Below are 17,536 nucleotides of genomic sequence, written 5' to 3' on the forward strand. Positions count from 1 at the left end.
GAAGAATCATACAGCACACGCCGGCGGAATCCGACACGTCACAACCGAGTCAATCCGTCGCAGCAAGATGTGTATACGCCCTAGCACAGGTCATGGGAGAAACATCCGGTCCCGGCGCGCAAATCAGGGCAAGGCGCGGCGTTCCGGCACGTTCATCCCTGATCGAATTGTCTGCTTTCCTCAACGTCACGATACGCCTGCGTCCGCGCAGGGTCAACGGAACCAGCGAAAAGCCCAGCGCATCGACCCGGTCCCGAAGGCGATAGTCGCGCTGAGCTCCTGCTGTTCCCGGAGACCATGGAGCCTCTGGATCTGTGGTCATGGGGCTTTCCTTTCCGGGGCCGCACCACGCGGCACCTGAGCGTCAGTCGCGAGGTGAGGCGGAAAGGTTCATGGGCCGGGCCGGGCCGGGCTGGATCACGGCCGGAAAATACGGGCGTGCCGGTCCCGAATCCGATCAACCGCGATGAATGGTGAACGCCTTGCGCAGAATGCTTGCGCGCCACGCAGCCTGTTCTTATATACGCGCCAAGCCGTCCAGCGCCGAATGCCGGTTGCCGGAGCGGAATTTCTTGTGAACAGGGGCTTTCGTCGGAACGCCTGTACGGGTCCTGAGAGCCTGCTTAGCGGAGAGATTAGAGAAATGGCAAAAGTAATCGGTATCGATCTGGGAACAACCAACTCCTGTGTGGCCATCATGGACGGCAAGGAATCCAAGGTCATCGAGAATGCGGAAGGCGCGCGCACGACTCCTTCCATCGTCGCCATCAACAGCGACGGCGAGCGCCTTGTCGGCCAGCCGGCCAAGCGCCAGGCGGTCACCAATCCTGAGAACACCATTTTCGCGGTCAAGCGCCTGATCGGCCGCCGCTACGACGATCCGGTGACGGAGAAGGACAAGAAGCTTGTCCCCTACAAGATCGTCAAGGGCGACAATGGCGACGCCTGGGTCGAGGCCGGCGGCAAGAAGCAGTCGCCTAGCCAGATCTCGGCGATGATCCTGCAGAAGATGAAGGAAACGGCGGAGGCCTATCTCGGCGAGAAGGTCGAGAAGGCGGTCATCACCGTTCCGGCCTATTTCAATGACGCCCAGCGCCAGGCGACCAAGGATGCCGGCAAGATCGCCGGCCTCGAAGTGCTGCGCATCATCAACGAGCCAACGGCGGCAGCGCTTGCCTATGGACTGGACAAGAAGGAAGGCAAGACGATTGCCGTCTATGACCTTGGCGGCGGCACGTTCGATATTTCGGTGCTCGAAATCGGCGACGGCGTGTTCGAGGTGAAGTCGACCAATGGCGACACCTTCCTCGGCGGCGAGGATTTCGACATGCGTCTGGTCGAATATCTGGCGGCCGAGTTCAAGAAGGAACATGGCATCGACCTGCGGAACGACAAGCTCGCCCTTCAGCGCCTCAAGGAAGCGGCTGAAAAGGCCAAGATCGAGCTGTCGTCCACCACGCAGACCGAGATCAACCTGCCCTTCATCACCGCCGATGCCACCGGCCCCAAGCACCTGACGCTGAAGCTGACGCGGGCGAAGTTCGAGAGCCTGGTCGAGGATCTCGTCCAGCGCACGATCGATCCTTGCAAGGCGGCGCTCAAGGATGCCGGCCTGAAGGCCGGCGAAATCGACGAAGTCGTCCTGGTCGGCGGCATGACCCGTATGCCCAAGATCCAGGAGATCGTGAAGCAGTTCTTCGGCAAGGAGCCGCACAAGGGCGTCAACCCGGATGAGGTCGTCGCGTTGGGCGCCGCTATCCAGGCCGGCGTGCTGCAGGGCGACGTCAAGGACGTGCTGCTGCTCGATGTGACGCCGTTGTCGCTCGGCATCGAGACGCTGGGCGGCGTGTTCACGCGGCTGATCGAACGCAACACGACGATTCCGACAAAGAAGAGCCAGGTGTTCTCCACGGCCGAGGATTCGCAGTCGGCGGTGACCATCCGCGTCTTCCAGGGCGAGCGTGAAATGGCCGCCGACAACAAGGCGCTCGGCCAGTTCGATCTGGTCGGCATCCCACCTGCGCCGCGCGGCGTGCCGCAGATCGAGGTCACCTTCGACATCGACGCCAACGGCATCGTCAACGTCTCGGCCAAGGACAAGGGCACCGGCAAGGAGCACCAGATCCGCATCCAGGCGTCCGGCGGCCTTTCGGACGCCGACATCGAGAAGATGGTCAAGGACGCCGAGGCCAATGCCGAAGCCGACAAGAAGCGGCGCGCGCTGGTCGAGGCCCGCAACCAGGCCGAGGCGCTGGTGCATTCCTCGGAGAAATCTCTGAAGGAATACGGCGAGAAGGTTTCCGAGGCCGACCGCACGGCGATCGCCGATGCGATCGCGGCGCTGAAGACCGCTGCCGAAGGCGACGATGTGACCGAGATCGAGGCCAAGACGCAGACGCTCGCCGAAGTCTCGATGAAGCTCGGCCAGGCCATGTACGAGGCTTCGCAGAAGGAAGCCGCCGAGGCCGACGCCAAGGCTGATGCCGCCAAGGACAGTGACGTCGTCGATGCCGACTTCGAGGAAATCGACGAAGACGACGAGAAGAAGAAGTCGGCCTGAACCGCCTGACGGTACAGGTAAGGGAAAAAGCCCGGCGCACAGCCGGGCTTTTTTGCAACCCTTTGCCGGAAAAACGCTGAGCTGCCCGAAAAAATGCGGACAAAGCCTCGTAGACACTGGCATCGCGGCTCCATCACACCTAAATCGGAACAGCGTGCCGGCAAACGACGCAACGATGCTTCAAGACGTTGACTATCCGGACTGCGGGAAAACATGAAAGCTGATTTTTACGAAACGCTAGGCGTGCAAAAGGGCGCCGACGAGAAGGAGCTCAAGAGCGCTTTTCGCAAGCTCGCCATGCAGTTCCATCCCGACCGCAACCCAGGCGACCATGCCTGCGAGCACAAGTTCAAGGAAATCAACGAAGCCTACGAGACACTGAAGGACCCGCAGAAGCGCGCCGCCTATGATCGCTTCGGCCACGCCGCCTTCGAGCACGGCGGTATGAATGGCGGGGCGCAAGGCTTTGGCGCCGGCGGCTTCGCCGACATTTTCGAAGACATTTTCGGCGACATGATGGGCGGGCGCCAGCGCCGCTCGTCCGGCGGACGCGAGCGCGGCGCCGACCTGCGCTACAATATGGAAATTACGCTGGAAGAGGCATTTTCCGGCAAGACCGCGCAGATTCGGGTGCCAGCCTCGATTTCCTGCTCGGAATGCTCGGGCAGCGGCGCCAAGCCTGGCACCCAGCCCGTCACCTGCTCGATGTGCAACGGCCACGGCAAGGTGCGCGCCACGCAAGGCTTCTTCTCGATCGAGCGCACCTGCCCGCAATGCCAGGGGCGCGGCCAGACCATCAAGGATCCGTGCCCGAAATGCGCCGGCCAAGGCCGTGTCACCGAGGAGCGCTCGCTGTCGGTAAACATCCCTGCCGGCATCGAGGATGGCACCCGCATCCGGCTGGCCAATGAGGGCGAGGCTGGCCTGCGCGGCGGCCCGTCGGGCGATCTCTACATCTTCCTCGCGGTCAAGCCGCACGAATTCTTCCAGCGCGACGGGGCCGATCTTTATTGCAAGGTGCCGATCTCGATGACGACAGCAGCGCTTGGCGGCTCGTTCGAGGTGACGACACTGGACGGTACCCAGACGAAGGTGAAGGTGCCGGAAGGCACCCAGAACGGTCGCCAGTTCCGCCTCAAGGGCAAGGGCATGCCTGTGCTGCGCCAGCCTAATATCGGCGACCTCTACATCCAGACCGTGGTTGAGACGCCGCAGAACCTTTCGCGCCGTCAGCGCGAATTGCTGGAGGAATTCGAGCAGCTTTCCTCAAAGGACAATTCGCCTCAGTCGAGCGGATTTTTCGCCCGCATGAAAGACTTTTTCGAAACGTTCGGCGAGCACTGAAGCTGATCCCTGGAAAACGCTTCCCGAGCGTCATCAACACCTTATCCGGGGATTCGCCTTGTCTTGCACCTCGTAACTGCTAAGTAGCATGCGAGGGAGCGTTGAGGAGGACTTTCAATGACGCGTAGTCCCGGACTGCGAAAGACGCTGGCGGAAAAGTTCGACGACGAGCTGAAGTTCTTCAAGGGCTGGATCGACAAGCCGAAGGCGGTCGGTTCGATCGTCCCGACCAGTTCCATCACCGCAGGCAAGATGGCCTCGATCGTCGATCCGACATCCGGCCTGCCGGTGCTCGAGGTCGGGCCCGGTACAGGCGTCATCACACGCGCCATCCTCGCCCAGGGCATTAAGCCTGAGAATCTCTACGCGGTCGAATATTCCACTGATTTCGTGCGCCATCTGCGCCAGCTTTATCCAGGCGTCAACGTCATCGAGGGCGACGCCTTCAATCTCGACGCGACGCTTGGCGACAAGCGCGACCTGATCTTCGATTCCGTGATATCGGGCGTGCCGCTGCTCAATTTCCCTGTCGCCCAGCGCATCGCCTATGTCGAGAGCCTGCTCGACCGTATCCCGGCGGGCCGGCCGATCGTGCAGCTGACTTACGGGCCGCTGTCGCCGATCCCGCCGGGCCGCGGCGACTATACGGTCGAGCATTTCCATTTCGTCATCCGCAACATTCCGCCGACGCAGCTTTGGATCTACCGACGCGGGGCCGCATGAATTGAAGCGTTGGGTTTGAATAGCACTTGTCTTATACCCATCGGGTGACAAGGCAGACCCATGGCTGTGATCCCGAAAATTCTCGTCGTCGCCGGTTCGGTGCGCAGCGGCGCCTATAGCGGCAGGACCGCCGACGTGGCACAGAAGGAACTTGCCATGCAGGGCGCCGAGGTGACTCGCATCTCGCTCGCCGACTATCCGCTGCCGATCCTCGACCAGGATTTGGAAAAGGAAGAAGGCATTCCCGACAATGCTTTCAAGGTCGGCCGGATGATCGCCGCCCATGACGGGCTGCTGATCGCGACGCCCGAATATAACGGCTCCATTCCACCGTTGCTCAAGAACAGCATCGACTGGGTGAGCCAGCTGCGCAAGGATGGCGGCCGGACGTTCAGGCCGCTTGCCGGCAAGGTCGCCGGCCTCTGCTCGTCTTCCAACGGACCCTTCGGCGGGATACGCTGCATCAACCATCTGCGCGCCGTTCTGGTACGCTGCCGGATGGAGGTGGTGACACCGGAATGCTCGGTGCCGGAGGGCGGCAACGCCTTCGACGACGAGGGCAAGTTCCGGGACGAGAGACTACGCCAATCGATGGAGCACCTATGCCGAACGCTGATCGAAACCTCGCGCATGCTGTCGACGCGGATCGAGGCATGATCCCGGACGCCGCGCATGCCGACACGATGCAGGAAAGATTGATCGTCGGCCTCGACCTGCCGACGCTGAAGGAAGCCGAGAAAGCGGTGCGCGAGCTCGATGGGATCGTCTCCTTCTACAAGATCGGTTACCAGCTCGCCTTTGCCGGCGGGCTCGACTTCGCCCGCGAGCTGGCCAGCGGCGGCACCAGGATCTTTCTCGACATGAAGCTCCTCGACATCGATAACACCGTTGCCAAGGGGGTCGACAACATCGCCAGGATGGGCATGAGCATGCTGACCATCCATGCCTATCCGAAGACGATGAAGGCGGCGGTCGAGGCCGCGAGGGGCAGCGACCTTTGCCTGCTCGGGGTCACTGTGCTGACCTCGATGGACGAGCAGGACGTGATCGACGCCGGCTATGAGTATGATCCGCATACACTGGTGCTGAGGCGCTCCGAGCAGGCGCTGCATGCCGGCATGGGCGGCATCGTCTGCTCGGCCGAGGAAGCTGAGGCGGTGCGCCGCATCGTCGGCCCCGACCTGGCGGTCGTGACGCCGGGAATCCGGCCGAAGGGCAGCGACCATGGCGACCAGAAACGCGTGGTGACGCCGGCGCAGGCGATCCGCAACGGCTCCAGCCACCTCGTCGTCGGCCGGCCGATCGTCGGTGCGGCCGACAGGCGGGCGGCAGCGGAAGCGATCCTCGATGAAATGCGCTCGGCCTGAGGACCAATTCCGAAACTGGCTCCGGCGGCCGTCTGACGGCGTCTTCTCCGCTTCCGGTGCTCACGTACTTTAAGTGCGCTCCGCTCCGGTTCTCGAAAACACCCCCAGCCATCTCACCGGAGCGACTTTCAAAATCGGTCCGCGCACGGCCAAAAACCAGGAGAAATACCATGCCCAAGGGATACTGGATCGCTCGCGTCGACGTGCGCGATGCGGAAGGCTACAAGGACTATGTCGCAGCTGCCAAACTGGCCTTCGACCGCTTCGGCGCCAAGTTCCTGGCGCGCGGCGGCGCGCATGAGAAGGCCGAGGGGCCGGGCCGCGACCGCAACGTGATCATCGAGTTTCCGTCGCTTGCGGCGGCGCATGACTGCTACCACTCGCCCGAATACCAGCGCGCCGTCGCGATCCGCCAGAAGGTGGCCGAGGGCGAAATCGTGCTGGTCGAGGGGATTTAGGCGAGAAGCCGGTTCGCCGCTGCCTCCGCCATCGCATCGGCGAGGCTCAAGCCCCATTGCTGGCGACAGTAATCGCGGAAATCGAAGCAGGGCAGGCCGGGGCAGACCTCGAACTCGATGAGGTGGACGCTGTCGTCGGCTTCGACCCGGAAATCGATGGAAAACACATCCCGCAGGCCAAGCCCGACCATCAGGCGTTCGGCGATGCGACGGATTCTTGCATCGGCTTCAGGCTGGCTGCCGGCGACCGGCAGCAGCACCGGCTCGGTATATTTTCCCGCAGCTTTCGCCGCTGCGCCGATATCGCCGTAAAGCGCCAGGCTGTCCTGCATGGTCTGGAAATCGCCGCCCGAATCGACAAAGGCGATGCCCAGCGCCTCGACGCCGGTATCCGGCCTCAATCCGAGAAAACTGGCGCGAGCGTTGCGGCCGGCGACATAGGGCTGGACGATGACATCGTCGCGATAGGCGGCGAAGACGCGCCGGCTAAGCTCCAGCGCGTGGCCGAGATCGTGGCAGTGCGAATCCGGCCAGATGCCGATCTTGGCGCCGAGCCGGTTCGGCTTGACGAACCAGCCGGCGGGCGAGGCCGGTGGCGCGACCAGCCAGGCGCCGTCACGGGCAAGGCCCGCCTGCGGCACCGGCAGGCCAAGCGCGCCGAGCACGGCGCCGGACCGGAACTTGTCCTGACAGAGCGCGAACAGCGCATCGTCGGCGCCGATCGTTTTGAGGCCATTCAGCCGTGCCAGAGCCGGTGCGGCGCCGCCGCGGAAATAGGCGACGCCGTCGGTCAGCGTCCAGACTAGCGTGGTCTTCGGGTCCTCGCCGGCGAGAACGCTTGCGGCGTCGTCGAGCGTCACCGGCGCAAACGACAGGCCGCGCTTTTGGCAAGCGGCGGCAAGTGCGTCGAATTCAGCAGCGATGTCGGTCGATTGCGCCAGATAGGAGGCGATTTCGGCGGCACGCTTCGGCACGTGGTTATCGGCAACCAGCCGATCGAAGCAAGCCTTTTCCGGCTCGTAGACAAGGATCAGCTTCGGCTCGCGGCTTGACATGATCGAAACGATTTCCCGGCAGCACGATTGCTAGAGCAATTCCAGGAAAAGTGTGAAACGGTTTTCCGTCCGGAATTGCGTCAAAACAAAGAGATAGAGCGGTTCAGCGTTCCCGCGAAACGATGAACCGTTTCCAGCATCGCACGGCGAATGCATTCGGCTTTCGCGGAACCGACGTCAGCTGGACGCCTGCACAACAGTGCTAGATGGGTCTAGCCAATCAGCACGCGCGGCTCGAAGCGACCATTGACTGGAATGTCGAGCATAAATGTCATGCCGGCTTGCGGGTCGAGCAGGCGCTGCTTCTCGCTCTTGCCCGACCAGGCGGAGGTGACCGCCAGCCGGTCGGCGTTCCTGCCGACGAAAGCTGGACAGGACGGTTGCGTCGCCGGCATCGCCACCGAACGGACGAGCTTGCCGTCGGGTCCATAGGCTTCGACGACGCTGCCGCCCCAGCAGGCGTTCCACAATATGCCGTCGCGGTCGAGCACCGAACCATCGATATAGCCTTTGGCCGAACGGTGGTCGACGAAGACCTTCGGTTCGCCAACCGGCAGGCCGGTCGCCGGATCGCAGCCGACGCGCATCAACAGCCCGGTGCTGGTGTCGGTGTAATAGGCGATCGTCCCATCCTCGGAAAAGCAGATCGAATTGGGTACCGTGACGTCGGCATAGAGCCGGCGCAGCTCGCCTTTGAAGAACCAGTAGATCGAACCGGCGGCCTTCTCCTCGCCCTTGCCCATGGTGCCGACCCAGAGGGCGCCGCAAGGGTGAACGCGTGAATCGTTCGAGCGGGTGACCGTATTGTCGGCCTCGATCGGCGTGTGCAGCGTCAGCTTGCCGGTCGCAACGTCGCGGACATGCAGACCGGTCTCGGTGGCGATCAGCTGGCGTTGGTCGTCGATGATGCAGATGGCGCTGGCCATCTGACCGAGCTCGTGGATTTTGACCGCACCGCCGGACAGGAGCTTTTCCAGGAGCTGGCCATTGACGATGTCGAACCAGTAGAGCGTGTCGGTGGCAGGGTCATAGCTTGGTCCCTCTCCGAGTTGGCAGACATGGTCGGAAAAAACCGAAACGATGGTCTCGCTCATCATGCCACTCCAAACGCCGCGTCCCAGGCCTGAACTGCGGCTTTCGCTCGCGCTGCCACTTCGTCGACGCTCATGCCCGGCTTGAACAGGCTGGAGCCAAGACCGAAGACGCTGACGCCGGCTGCCTTGTAGCCGGCAAAATCCTTATCTGAAACGCCGCCGACCGCGCCGACCAGCACACTGGCCGGCAGCACCGCGCGCATCGCCGAAATGCCTGCCGCGCCAAGCACGCTCGCCGGGAAGAATTTCAATGCCGAGGCGCCGAGCCGGATTGCTTGAAATGCCTCGGTCGGCGTGAACACGCCGGGCATCGTCACCATGCCGTAGTGCATGGCCCGGCCCATGACCTCGGCATCGATATTGGGGCTGACCAGCAGCCGCCCGCCGGCCTTGTGCAGGCCGTCGACATCGGCGGCGCTGAGCACCGTGCCGGCACCGACCAAGGCTGTTGGAGGAAGCGCTCCGACAATGCTGGCGATGGAGGCGTAAGGATCGGGAGAGTTGAGCGGCACCTCGATCGCTTCGATACCGGCGCCGAAGATCGCCTGGCCGATCGCCACCGCCTCGCTTGGCTTGAGGCCACGCAGGATGGCGACCAGACCCCGCTCGAGCTTTGGAAAAGGTGCGGTTTCGGTCATGCGGCAACTCCATTTCCGGCGATCATGCCATTTTCGCGCGCGGCTTCGGCAAGACCGGCACGCACCGCCTCGTCGGCGTCGACCACCCTGACCGCGAGCCCGGCAAGGCCGAGCGCGTCGGCATAGAGCTTGCCGAGTGCGCCCGACGCGATCAGCACGACGGGCACGGCACTCGCCCCATAACGGCGATTTGCCGAAGCGATCTCGCCGCCGATCAGCAGGCCGGACAGGCACGCGGCGGCATCCTCGGGCTTCAGATTCTGCAGCAGGCTGGCGGCGCGGATCGAGAACAGTCTTGAACCGATGTCACCGCCTTCGGCCAACGCCTTCAGGCACCACTCCCGGAAAAATGGATTTTCGGCGGCAACCGGCTTCGGCGGCTCGCCCAGCGAATGGCGCAGGATCGAGTGCGCGGCCAGCACCGAAAACAGCTCGCCGGTCGGCCAGGTGCCGAAACCGGCAACAGAGCCGTCCTCGACCAGCACCCATTTCGAATGGGTGCCAGGCATGCAGACGAGATGGCGTCCCTTTGCCGGCAAACCGGCGCCGGTAAGCTGCGTCTCCTCGCCGCGCATGACGTCGGGTGCGTCAACGAGGCGTTGGGCAAGGCCAGGCACGATGCGGATGTCGCGGCGCTGGCCGGGGATGCGGGCAGCGCCGGCGAGAATGGCGCCGATCGGCGCCGGAACGCTGACATATGGCGCCTCCAGCCAGCCCTGGCGCGAACCGGCCATGCCGCAAATGATGACCGGCAGCGCCTCGGCTGCGCCCAAGGCAGCCAGATGCCCTTCGAGAATGGACGAAAATCCTTTAGCCTGGGCGGTGATCAGCCCGTCATCGCCGCGCCGCTCGGCGAGAACCTTGCCGGCGCCATCGAGCAGCCAGACCCTCATACGGGTGGTGCCCCAGTCGACGGCCGCGACGGAAGCTGCCTTGCTCGATGAGATCACAGGAACCCCCCATCGACGATCAGCATCTGCGCGGTCAGCATGCGTGAGGCATCCGACGCCAGGAACAGCACAGTGCCGACAATGTCTTCCGGCTGCATCACCTCTTTGATGCACTGTTTGGCGACATGAGCGGCGAGCGCTTCTTCGGTGACCCAGAGCTTTCTCTGCCGCTCGGTGATCACCCAGCCGGGCGCGATCGCGTTGACGCGAATGCCGTCGACGCCGAGCTTGCCGGCAAGACCCTTGGTGAGGCCGACGATGCCGGCCTTGGCGGCGGTATAGGCCGGCATGTCGGGATGGTTGATGAGAAACGAGGTCGAGGTGAAATTGATGATCGATCCGCCGCCGGCCCGCTTCATGCCCGGCGCCACCGCCTGTGCGCTGAAGAAATGCGGGCGCAGGTTGATGGCATGGTTGTTGTCCCAGAACTCCACCGTGACATCTTCGACGGCATGACGGTCATCCTGCGCGGCATTGTTGACCAGCACGGTCACGTCGCCATGCGCCTCGGCGGCTTTAGCCGCCGATAGCCGCAACGCCTCAATGTCGCGTATGTCGGTCTTGAGATAGAGCGGCCGCCGGCCCAGCTCCTTCTCTAACCGATCGGCCAGCGCCACACTCGGACGGTCGGCAATATCGATGAAGGCGACCTTTGCCCCCTGGCCGACAAAGCCTTCTGTCAAGGCAGCGCCAATGCCGGAGCCGCCGCCGGTGATCAGCACCGAAGCACCTTCGAGGTCGGCAAAGCGTGCCGATGGCATCATGAAATTCTCTCCCGGTCCAATAATCGCGGTCGGCCGGCGCGCATCCTATCCAGCCATGTCGGGCGGGCAAGGGCGAAAGAGTGGATTGTCAGGACTTATGTCCGACAAAAGGCCGCACGGGCTGCCGATCGATCAGCTGCCCAGCCGGACGCGGTACAATTCGACGGCGGCGCCGCTGGTCCCGGCAACCGGCTCAAGCCATTCCGGCACGCTGCCGCGCATCAGCCCGGCAAGAAAGCCTGCCGGCGCCTTGGCTGCGAGGAGCTTGCTCTCGGCGCTGCCGGGGCACAGCGCGACGAGGCCGACGTGATGATCCGCCACGACCGTCCTGGCATCGGCATCGGACCCAAGGAAGGCATCGAGCGCCAGCAGGTTGCCGGCGACATTGCGATGATAGGGCCCGGCGAAGACGCGATGTCCGGAATAGGCCAGGATCGGCGATCCGAGATTGGAAATTGCCAGCACGGTGGTGCCGGGCAGGCGGCCAAGCGCCGCAAAGGAGGCCATGCGCTGGCAAGCGACATCGGTGCCGTCGCCATTATCCGCCGTGGTGTTGCTGTCGTCGAAGGCGACCGAGGTCGCCGCGGCAGCCCCAGTCCAGACCGCATTCACCGAAACCAGCCAGACGGCAGCCATGCGCAGCGCCACGCTGCGCGACGCGCTGGCCTCTGCCCGTTGACGCCATTTGGCAATCCAGGCGGCAAGCAGGATGACAGCGAAGGCGATCGAGAATGTCGAACCGCGCACCTGCCAGGCGCTGACGATGAAGGCCACGGCAAGCAGCGCGCCGACAAGGCTGTCCTGCCGCCGCCAGCCGCCACGGCCAAGGCGAAGCGCCATCAGCACGAGCGCGATGAGCGGCGTGGCATAGCGCGCCACCACCCCGGCCGGATCTTCAGCGAGCAGCTTGAACAGCGATTGCGCCTCGTCGATGTGATCAAGCCATAGCTCCTTGAGGCGCGGGTCGAGGTTGGCATAGGGCGCTGCCAGGCATTGTGGGAACAACAAGACGACGACAGCGCCCAATAGCAGGGCAAGCAGGCCAAGTGAGGCGATGCGCCATTGGCGCGTGCGGCCGGCGGGCTCGACCGACGCTATCGCCGCAAGGCCGGTTCCGGCAATCGCCGCGATGACGAACTGCACGGTCGAGAAGGCGTCGCATTGCGCCTGACCCCAGGCAGACGGCGCAATGGTGGCGACAAAGACGAGCGCGGACACGCCGGCAAAGCCGAGGCCGAAATCCCTGGCGATCAGCCTCTCGCCATTGGCGCCGAGAGCAAACAGCATGGCAACGGAGGCGCCGATGGTGGCCACATAAGGCGCGGTCTCCATGCCGACGGCCAGCATCAATCCGGTGCACAGGCCGGAGAGCAATGCCGCCGGCCTGCGCGTTGGCGCTTCAAGCAACAGGCTCAGGCTGGCCATGCTCAGCATCAGCTGGACATTGTGGTGATCGAGCGCGCCAGGCGAAAAAATGCCGAGGAAATACAGTGCGGCAGCGCCGATCACGACAGCGGGCAGCACGGCGCTGTCACCGGCAAAGCTGCGCGCGGCGCGAGCCGTGAAAAATACGGTCAGGCAGAAGAGCAGCGCCGGCCACAGCACTTGCGCAACATTCTCGGCAAAGGCCGCGCTGCCGGTCAGGCCCGATACGGCGATGATGATGGCGGCGATCGGCGCATCGACCAGCCGCGACCAATGCATGACGAAACCGCCTTCCAGGCCCATCCTGTACTGGTGGAGATCGAACCACCTTTGGCCGGCCAGCATGTCGCGAACTTCGACGAGGCGCAGCAGATTGTCGTTGTCGCCGCCGGCATTGGTCAGTGCCGGGAAGCCGGCAAAGGCATTGACGGCAAGCGCCAGCAGCGTGGCAAGCAGCGCCAGCGCGATATCGGACCTCCAAATGGAGGCGCCATCGTCGGCTGTGCTCATATCAGGACCTTTGGAAGGAATACGGGGCGGTTTAAACCTAGCCTTAACAGCTTCAATAAATAGTAAAGCCGCCCGAGCGAGGCCGGCGCTTGAGTGGTCAGGGGCCTCACAGGGCATCCGGAGACGAAAATGCCACAAGAAGTGCGCCATGAGCCGAGCATCGCCGTGCTCCTGCCTTGCTACAATGAAGAGCTGACGATCGGCGAAGTGGTGCGGCGCTTTCGCGAAACGCTGCCTGCCGCCGCGATCTATGTCTACGACAACAATTCGCGCGACCTGACGGCGCTCCGAGCCCGCGCCGCCGGCGCCATCGTGGTGCGCGAGCCGCGCCAGGGCAAAGGCAATGTCGTGCGCCGCATGTTCGCCGACATCGAGGCCGACATCTACCTGATGGCCGACGGCGATGGCACCTATGCGCCGGAGGACGCGCCGCAACTGATCAACACGCTGCTGACCGAGCGCTCCGACATGGTGGTGGGCACCAGGCGCGGCGTCGCCAACGATGCCGGCAGGACAGGCCACGCCTTCGGCAACCGCATCTTCAACAGCCTCTACAAACGTTTGTTCGGCTCGGACTTTACCGATATCTTCTCGGGTTACCGCGCCTTCACCAGGCGCTTCGTCAAGAGTTTTCCCGCCGTTTCCGGCGGTTTCGAGATCGAGACCGAAATGTCGGTGCACGCCTCGCAGCTCAAATTGCCGGTCAGCGAGATCGGGCTCGACTATGGCCGCCGGCCGGAAGGCTCGTCGTCGAAGCTGTCGACCTTTCGCGACGGCGCGAAGATCCTGTGGATGTTCGCCATGCTGATGAAGGAGACGCAGCCGCTGCGTTTCTTCGGCGCTTTTTCGGTGTTCTTCCTGGCATCAAGCCTGTTTCTGATGGCGCCGGTGCTGATCGAGTTCGCCGAAACCGGGCTTGTGCCGCGCATGCCGACCTGGGTTCTGTCGGTCGGCCTGCTGCTGCTGTCGATGCTGGCGGCGGTGACCGGCGTGATCCTCGATTCGGTGTCGCGCGGCCGGGCCGAGCAGAAGCGCATCTTCTATCTGTCGATGCCTTCCGGTCGCGTCGAACGTGAACGTGCAAGTGCGCTCGCGACTTTGAAGACCGGACCGCGCAAGACCCCGCGGGCGGCTTAGAGCCCTAAATGGGACGCCTCGCCCGCTTCATTGTCGCCGGCGGCATCGGCTTCGTCGCCGACGCGGCGGCGCTTTGGCTGGTGTTGGCGATAGCGCCGCTTGGCCCCTTCGCGGCTCGCATCATCTCGATCGGTTTTGCCCTGTCCGTCACCTGGCTGATCAACCGCTATCTGACCTTCTCGCCTTCCAGCCGCGGCGTCGCGCAAGAGGGCGCACGCTACGGCGGCGTCGGCATTGCCACCAGCGTCGTCAATTATCTCGTCTATTGCGTCATGTTGTTCGCACTGCCGATGGTGTCGCCGCTCATAGCCCTTGCGGTCGCCTCGCTGGTCGCCATGGCGCTGTCCTTCCTCGGCTATTCCAAGCTGGTGTTCGACCGCTGAGAACTATCGCGTCGAGGTCTGCGCCAAGCGAAGCGTAGCCTCATCGTGACCTTGGCCGATTGGCAGAAGCCGCCGATTTCCTTATATCGCTGTCGTCGATGCATCGGCCCGAAAATCGGAATCGATTTTCGGAAAGCACGATGCATGGATTCAAAAAATGTTGGAGCGTACTTTGTGCGTCCAAGTGGATCGCTCCAAGTGCGCCGGAGAGCTGCCATGCCCCTGAAAGTCGCCGTCCAGATGGACCACATCTCCACCGTGTCGGTAGCCGGCGACACGTCGTTTGCGCTGTCGCTGGAGGCGCAGCGGCGCGGCCACCAATTGTTCCACTACACGCCCGACCGGCTGTCGCTGCGCGACGGCAAGGTGTTTGCCCGTATCGAGGCGATGCAGGTTCGCGACGATAAGGGCAATCATTATTCGCTGGGCGAAGAAGTCCGCACCGATCTTTCGGAGATGGACGTCATCCTTTTGCGGCAGGATCCACCCTTCGACATGAACTACATCACCACCACGCATATCCTCGAGCGCATCCATCCGAAGACCCTGGTGGTCAACGACCCTGCCTGGGTGCGCAACAGCCCGGAAAAGATCTTCGTCACTGAATTTCCCGACCTGATGCCGGACACGCTGATCACCAAGGACCCGCTCGAGGTCGCAGCCTTCCGCAAGGAGTTCGGCGATATCATCGTCAAACCGCTCTACGGCAATGGCGGCGCCGGCATCTTCCACCTGCACGAGGCCGACCGCAACCTCGCCTCGCTGCTCGAAATGTTCGGCCAGTTGTTCCGCGAACCCTACATCGTGCAGCGCTATCTGAAGGAGGTGCGGGCTGGCGACAAGCGCATCATCCTGATTGACGGCGAGCCTGTCGGCGCCATCAACCGCGTGCCGGCCGAGCACGATTCGCGCTCCAACATGCATGTCGGCGGCCGCGCCGAAAAGACCGAATTGACGGAACGCGAACGCGAGATCTGCGCCCGCATCGGTCCCTCGCTGAAGGAGCGCGGCTTCATCCTCGTCGGCATCGACGTCATCGGCGACTACATGACCGAGATCAACGTGACCTCACCGACCGGCATACGCGAAGTGCAGCGCTTCGGCGGCGCCGACATCGCCAGCCTGTTCTGGGATGCCGTCGAGGAGAAGCGCAACTAGCCTCGGTTCGCGAGCGGCCGCGTTGCAAACCATTGCCGCCGTTGCGCTCAGCTGTTCCCCAAATGTTCTTGCCTTCGCCGGAAATCTGTGGTTGTCTCGGGTGACGCCGTTCGCGGCATGATCGCAAAGGCTTGGGGCAAAAGCCTGCATCCGGGGTGAAGACATGGTGGCGCGGGTTCGCACGGTTGCTTTCCAGGGCATCGAGGCCGTGCCGGTCGACGTGCAGGTGATGATCGCGCCGGGCAAGGTCAACATGCACATCGTCGGGCTGGCCGACAAGGCTGTAGCCGAAAGCCGCGAGCGGGTGCAGGCAGCGCTGCATGCATCCGGCCTGTCGATGCCGTCGAAGAAGGTCACCGTCAATCTGGCGCCGGCCGACCTGCCCAAGGAAGGCAGCCACTACGATCTGCCGATCGCCCTCGGGCTGATGGCGGCGCTCGGCGCCATTCCGGGCGACATGCTGGCCGGCTATGTCGTGCTTGGCGAATTGTCGCTCGACGGAACCATCGCCGCGGTGGCTGGCGCGCTGCCGGCGGCAATCGGTGCCAACGCCGAAGGCAAGGGCTTGATCTGCCCGTTCGCCTGCGGGCCGGAAGCGGCCTGGGCCGGCAAGGACTTCGACATATTGGCGCCGCGCAGCCTGATCGCCATCGCCAATCATTTTCGCGGCACGCAGGTTCTGTCACGGCCGGAAGCCGGCATCCATGCCGCGGCGCGCGACCTGCCCGACCTTGCCGACATCAAGGGCCAGGAGACCGCCAAGCGGGCGCTGGAGGTGGCGGCCGCCGGCGGCCACAATCTTTTGATGGTCGGACCGCCGGGGTCGGGAAAGTCGATGCTGGCGCAGCGGCTGCCGTCGATCCTACCGCCGCTGGCGCCCAGGGAATTGCTCGAAGTCTCGATGATCGCCTCGGTGGCCGGCGAACTCGGCGAAGGAAAACTCACCGACCGGCGGCCGTTCCGCGCGCCGCATCATTCGGCCTCGATGGCGGCGATGGTCGGCGGCGGGTTGCGCGTGCGGCCGGGCGAGGCTTCGCTTGCCCATCACGGCGTGCTGTTCCTCGACGAATTTCCCGAATTCTCGCCGCAGGCGCTCGATGCACTGCGCCAGCCGCTCGAGACCGGCGACTGCATGATTGCGCGCGCCAATCATCGCGTCACCTATCCGGCGCGTATCCAGCTGGTCGCGGCGATGAACCCGTGCCGTTGCGGCATGGCCGGCGAGCCGGGCTATCGCTGCCTGCGCGGCGATCGCTGCCGCACCGACTACCAGGCGCGCATTTCCGGCCCGCTGCTCGACCGTATCGATCTCAGGATCGAGGTGCCGGCGGTCTCGGCCAGCGATCTGATCCGGCCGGACCGGGCGGAGAAAAGTGCCGCCGTCGCACTACGTGTTGCCCGCGCCCGTACGATCCAGCGAGAGCGCTTCGAGCGGCTCGGCGCGACCTCCGCCACCACCAACGCGCATTGCTCGCCGTCAGTCATCGAGGAGATCGCCATGCCCGACGCCGCCGGCCTGTCGCTGCTGAGGGATGCCAGCGAAAAGCTCGGCTTTTCCGCACGAGCTTATCACCGCGTCTTGAAGGTGGCGCGGACCCTGGCCGATCTCGAGACCAGCGAGACGGTCGGCCGCATCCATCTGGCCGAAGCGATTTCCTACCGCATGAGCTCGGAACGGATGGCACAGGCGGCGTGACGTTCCCCTCCCCCTTGAGGGGAGGGTGGCCGCGAAGCGGCCGGGTGGGGTCGCCGGTGAGACGCTCGGCCTGTCGCATTTCGAAACCGACCGAGGTGCGGAGCGTTGCGACGCTCCTCCTAAGGCGCACCGTCAGAATTGGGTTGGCGCACTGCGTTGGCGACCCCACCCGGCCCTTCGGGCCACCCTCCCCTCAAGGGCAGGGCTATCGCATATGAGTGATGGCATTGATGAGATAGTCGTCGTTCCAGGCGCATTTCTTGATGCGATGGCT

Annotated in this window: 16 protein-coding genes; 10 read left to right on the top strand and 6 right to left on the bottom strand. The window is 63.9% G+C overall.

The window, feature by feature from the left end; genetic code table 11:
• Nucleotides 1-643: 643 nt before the first annotated feature.
• From dnaK to NKJ20_RS32325, 6 genes are all read left to right on the top strand, one after another.
• Nucleotides 644-2,560 (top strand): molecular chaperone DnaK, encoded by a 1,917-nt coding sequence (gene dnaK, locus NKJ20_RS32300; protein WP_352749597.1) that lies wholly within the window; start codon nt 644-646, stop codon nt 2,558-2,560.
• Between the two features lie 213 nt (nt 2,561-2,773).
• Entirely contained in the window at nt 2,774-3,904 is a 1,131-nt protein-coding gene (gene dnaJ / locus NKJ20_RS32305) for a molecular chaperone DnaJ (protein WP_023679852.1), read from the top strand.
• A 117-nt stretch (nt 3,905-4,021) separates the two neighbouring features.
• A complete protein-coding gene (gene pmtA, locus NKJ20_RS32310) occupies nt 4,022-4,627 on the top strand; it encodes a phospholipid N-methyltransferase PmtA (RefSeq protein WP_023679853.1) in 606 nt (201 codons plus the stop codon).
• Nucleotides 4,628-4,687: 60 nt separating this feature from the next.
• Nucleotides 4,688-5,284, top strand: coding sequence for an NADPH-dependent FMN reductase (locus NKJ20_RS32315; RefSeq protein WP_352749600.1), 597 nt, complete (start codon nt 4,688-4,690; stop codon nt 5,282-5,284).
• Nucleotides 5,281-5,994 carry an orotidine-5'-phosphate decarboxylase gene (gene pyrF / locus NKJ20_RS32320; RefSeq protein ID WP_023679855.1) on the top strand — a complete coding sequence of 238 codons (714 nt, stop codon included), beginning with the start codon at nt 5,281-5,283 and terminating at the stop codon, nt 5,992-5,994. The genes NKJ20_RS32315 and pyrF overlap by 4 nt, the downstream gene beginning before the upstream one ends.
• 170 nt (nt 5,995-6,164) lie before the next feature.
• Nucleotides 6,165-6,452 carry a DUF1330 domain-containing protein gene (locus NKJ20_RS32325; RefSeq protein ID WP_352749603.1) on the top strand — a complete coding sequence of 96 codons (288 nt, stop codon included), beginning with the start codon at nt 6,165-6,167 and terminating at the stop codon, nt 6,450-6,452.
• Here the strand turns inward: NKJ20_RS32325 and NKJ20_RS32330 are convergent.
• From NKJ20_RS32330 to NKJ20_RS32355, 6 genes are all read right to left on the bottom strand, one after another.
• On the bottom strand, nt 6,449-7,507 hold the full coding sequence (locus NKJ20_RS32330; protein ID WP_352749605.1) for a D-alanine--D-alanine ligase family protein: 1,059 nt from the start codon (nt 7,505-7,507) through the stop codon (nt 6,449-6,451). The two genes, NKJ20_RS32325 and NKJ20_RS32330, sit on opposite strands and share 4 nt — an antisense overlap.
• A 212-nt stretch (nt 7,508-7,719) precedes the next feature.
• Entirely contained in the window at nt 7,720-8,601 is an 882-nt protein-coding gene (locus tag NKJ20_RS32335) for an SMP-30/gluconolactonase/LRE family protein (protein WP_352749608.1), read from the bottom strand.
• Complete coding sequence (locus tag NKJ20_RS32340; protein ID WP_023679860.1) at nt 8,601-9,239, bottom strand: 2-dehydro-3-deoxy-6-phosphogalactonate aldolase; 639 nt, start codon at nt 9,237-9,239, stop codon at nt 8,601-8,603. The genes NKJ20_RS32335 and NKJ20_RS32340 overlap by 1 nt, the downstream gene beginning before the upstream one ends.
• Complete coding sequence (locus NKJ20_RS32345) at nt 9,236-10,186, bottom strand: 2-dehydro-3-deoxygalactonokinase (RefSeq protein ID WP_502895044.1); 951 nt, start codon at nt 10,184-10,186, stop codon at nt 9,236-9,238. The genes NKJ20_RS32340 and NKJ20_RS32345 overlap by 4 nt, the downstream gene beginning before the upstream one ends.
• Nucleotides 10,186-10,953, bottom strand: coding sequence for an SDR family NAD(P)-dependent oxidoreductase (locus NKJ20_RS32350; RefSeq protein WP_352749613.1), 768 nt, complete (start codon nt 10,951-10,953; stop codon nt 10,186-10,188). The genes NKJ20_RS32345 and NKJ20_RS32350 overlap by 1 nt, the downstream gene beginning before the upstream one ends.
• Before the next feature lie 132 nt (nt 10,954-11,085).
• A complete protein-coding gene (locus NKJ20_RS32355; RefSeq protein ID WP_352749616.1) occupies nt 11,086-12,888 on the bottom strand; it encodes a GtrA family protein in 1,803 nt (600 codons plus the stop codon).
• 129 nt (nt 12,889-13,017) lie between these two features.
• Between NKJ20_RS32355 and NKJ20_RS32360 the strand changes: the two genes are divergently transcribed.
• The 4 genes from NKJ20_RS32360 (at nt 13,018) to NKJ20_RS32375 (ending at nt 17,262) form a co-directional block, all read left to right on the top strand.
• Nucleotides 13,018-14,025 carry a glycosyltransferase gene (locus NKJ20_RS32360; RefSeq protein WP_352472814.1) on the top strand — a complete coding sequence of 336 codons (1,008 nt, stop codon included), beginning with the start codon at nt 13,018-13,020 and terminating at the stop codon, nt 14,023-14,025.
• An 8-nt stretch (nt 14,026-14,033) separates the two neighbouring features.
• Nucleotides 14,034-14,408: a GtrA family protein gene (locus NKJ20_RS32365; protein WP_352749619.1), complete on the top strand. Its 375-nt coding sequence runs from the start codon at nt 14,034-14,036 to the stop codon at nt 14,406-14,408.
• A gap of 216 nt (nt 14,409-14,624) precedes the next feature.
• Nucleotides 14,625-15,566 (top strand): glutathione synthase, encoded by a 942-nt coding sequence (gene gshB / locus NKJ20_RS32370; RefSeq protein ID WP_352749621.1) that lies wholly within the window; start codon nt 14,625-14,627, stop codon nt 15,564-15,566.
• A 163-nt stretch (nt 15,567-15,729) separates the two neighbouring features.
• Nucleotides 15,730-17,262: a YifB family Mg chelatase-like AAA ATPase gene (locus tag NKJ20_RS32375; protein ID WP_352749623.1), complete on the top strand. Its 1,533-nt coding sequence runs from the start codon at nt 15,730-15,732 to the stop codon at nt 17,260-17,262.
• The last annotated feature ends 274 nt before the right edge of the window (nt 17,263-17,536 follow it).

Origin of the sequence: Mesorhizobium sp. M0185 (genome assembly GCF_040322175.1) — a bacterium.
Classification (GTDB): domain Bacteria; phylum Pseudomonadota; class Alphaproteobacteria; order Rhizobiales; family Rhizobiaceae; genus Mesorhizobium.

What these genes read in the sequence shown, in the direction of transcription:
- gshB (WP_352749621.1), top strand. Translation starts at nt 14,625, where the DNA reads ATGCCCCTGAAAGTCGCCGTCCAGATGGACCACATCTCCACCGTGTCG.
- NKJ20_RS32315 (WP_352749600.1), top strand. Translation starts at nt 4,688, where the DNA reads ATGGCTGTGATCCCGAAAATTCTCGTCGTCGCCGGTTCGGTGCGCAGC.
- NKJ20_RS32355 (WP_352749616.1), bottom strand. Translation starts at nt 12,888, where the DNA reads ATGAGCACAGCCGACGATGGCGCCTCCATTTGGAGGTCCGATATCGCG.
- NKJ20_RS32325 (WP_352749603.1), top strand. Translation starts at nt 6,165, where the DNA reads ATGCCCAAGGGATACTGGATCGCTCGCGTCGACGTGCGCGATGCGGAA.
- dnaK (WP_352749597.1), top strand. Translation starts at nt 644, where the DNA reads ATGGCAAAAGTAATCGGTATCGATCTGGGAACAACCAACTCCTGTGTG.
- NKJ20_RS32335 (WP_352749608.1), bottom strand. Translation starts at nt 8,601, where the DNA reads ATGAGCGAGACCATCGTTTCGGTTTTTTCCGACCATGTCTGCCAACTC.
- NKJ20_RS32340 (WP_023679860.1), bottom strand. Translation starts at nt 9,239, where the DNA reads ATGACCGAAACCGCACCTTTTCCAAAGCTCGAGCGGGGTCTGGTCGCC.
- NKJ20_RS32350 (WP_352749613.1), bottom strand. Translation starts at nt 10,953, where the DNA reads ATGATGCCATCGGCACGCTTTGCCGACCTCGAAGGTGCTTCGGTGCTG.
- pmtA (WP_023679853.1), top strand. Translation starts at nt 4,022, where the DNA reads ATGACGCGTAGTCCCGGACTGCGAAAGACGCTGGCGGAAAAGTTCGAC.
- NKJ20_RS32360 (WP_352472814.1), top strand. Translation starts at nt 13,018, where the DNA reads ATGCCACAAGAAGTGCGCCATGAGCCGAGCATCGCCGTGCTCCTGCCT.
- NKJ20_RS32375 (WP_352749623.1), top strand. Translation starts at nt 15,730, where the DNA reads ATGGTGGCGCGGGTTCGCACGGTTGCTTTCCAGGGCATCGAGGCCGTG.
- dnaJ (WP_023679852.1), top strand. Translation starts at nt 2,774, where the DNA reads ATGAAAGCTGATTTTTACGAAACGCTAGGCGTGCAAAAGGGCGCCGAC.
- NKJ20_RS32330 (WP_352749605.1), bottom strand. Translation starts at nt 7,507, where the DNA reads ATGTCAAGCCGCGAGCCGAAGCTGATCCTTGTCTACGAGCCGGAAAAG.
- NKJ20_RS32365 (WP_352749619.1), top strand. Translation starts at nt 14,034, where the DNA reads ATGGGACGCCTCGCCCGCTTCATTGTCGCCGGCGGCATCGGCTTCGTC.
- pyrF (WP_023679855.1), top strand. Translation starts at nt 5,281, where the DNA reads ATGATCCCGGACGCCGCGCATGCCGACACGATGCAGGAAAGATTGATC.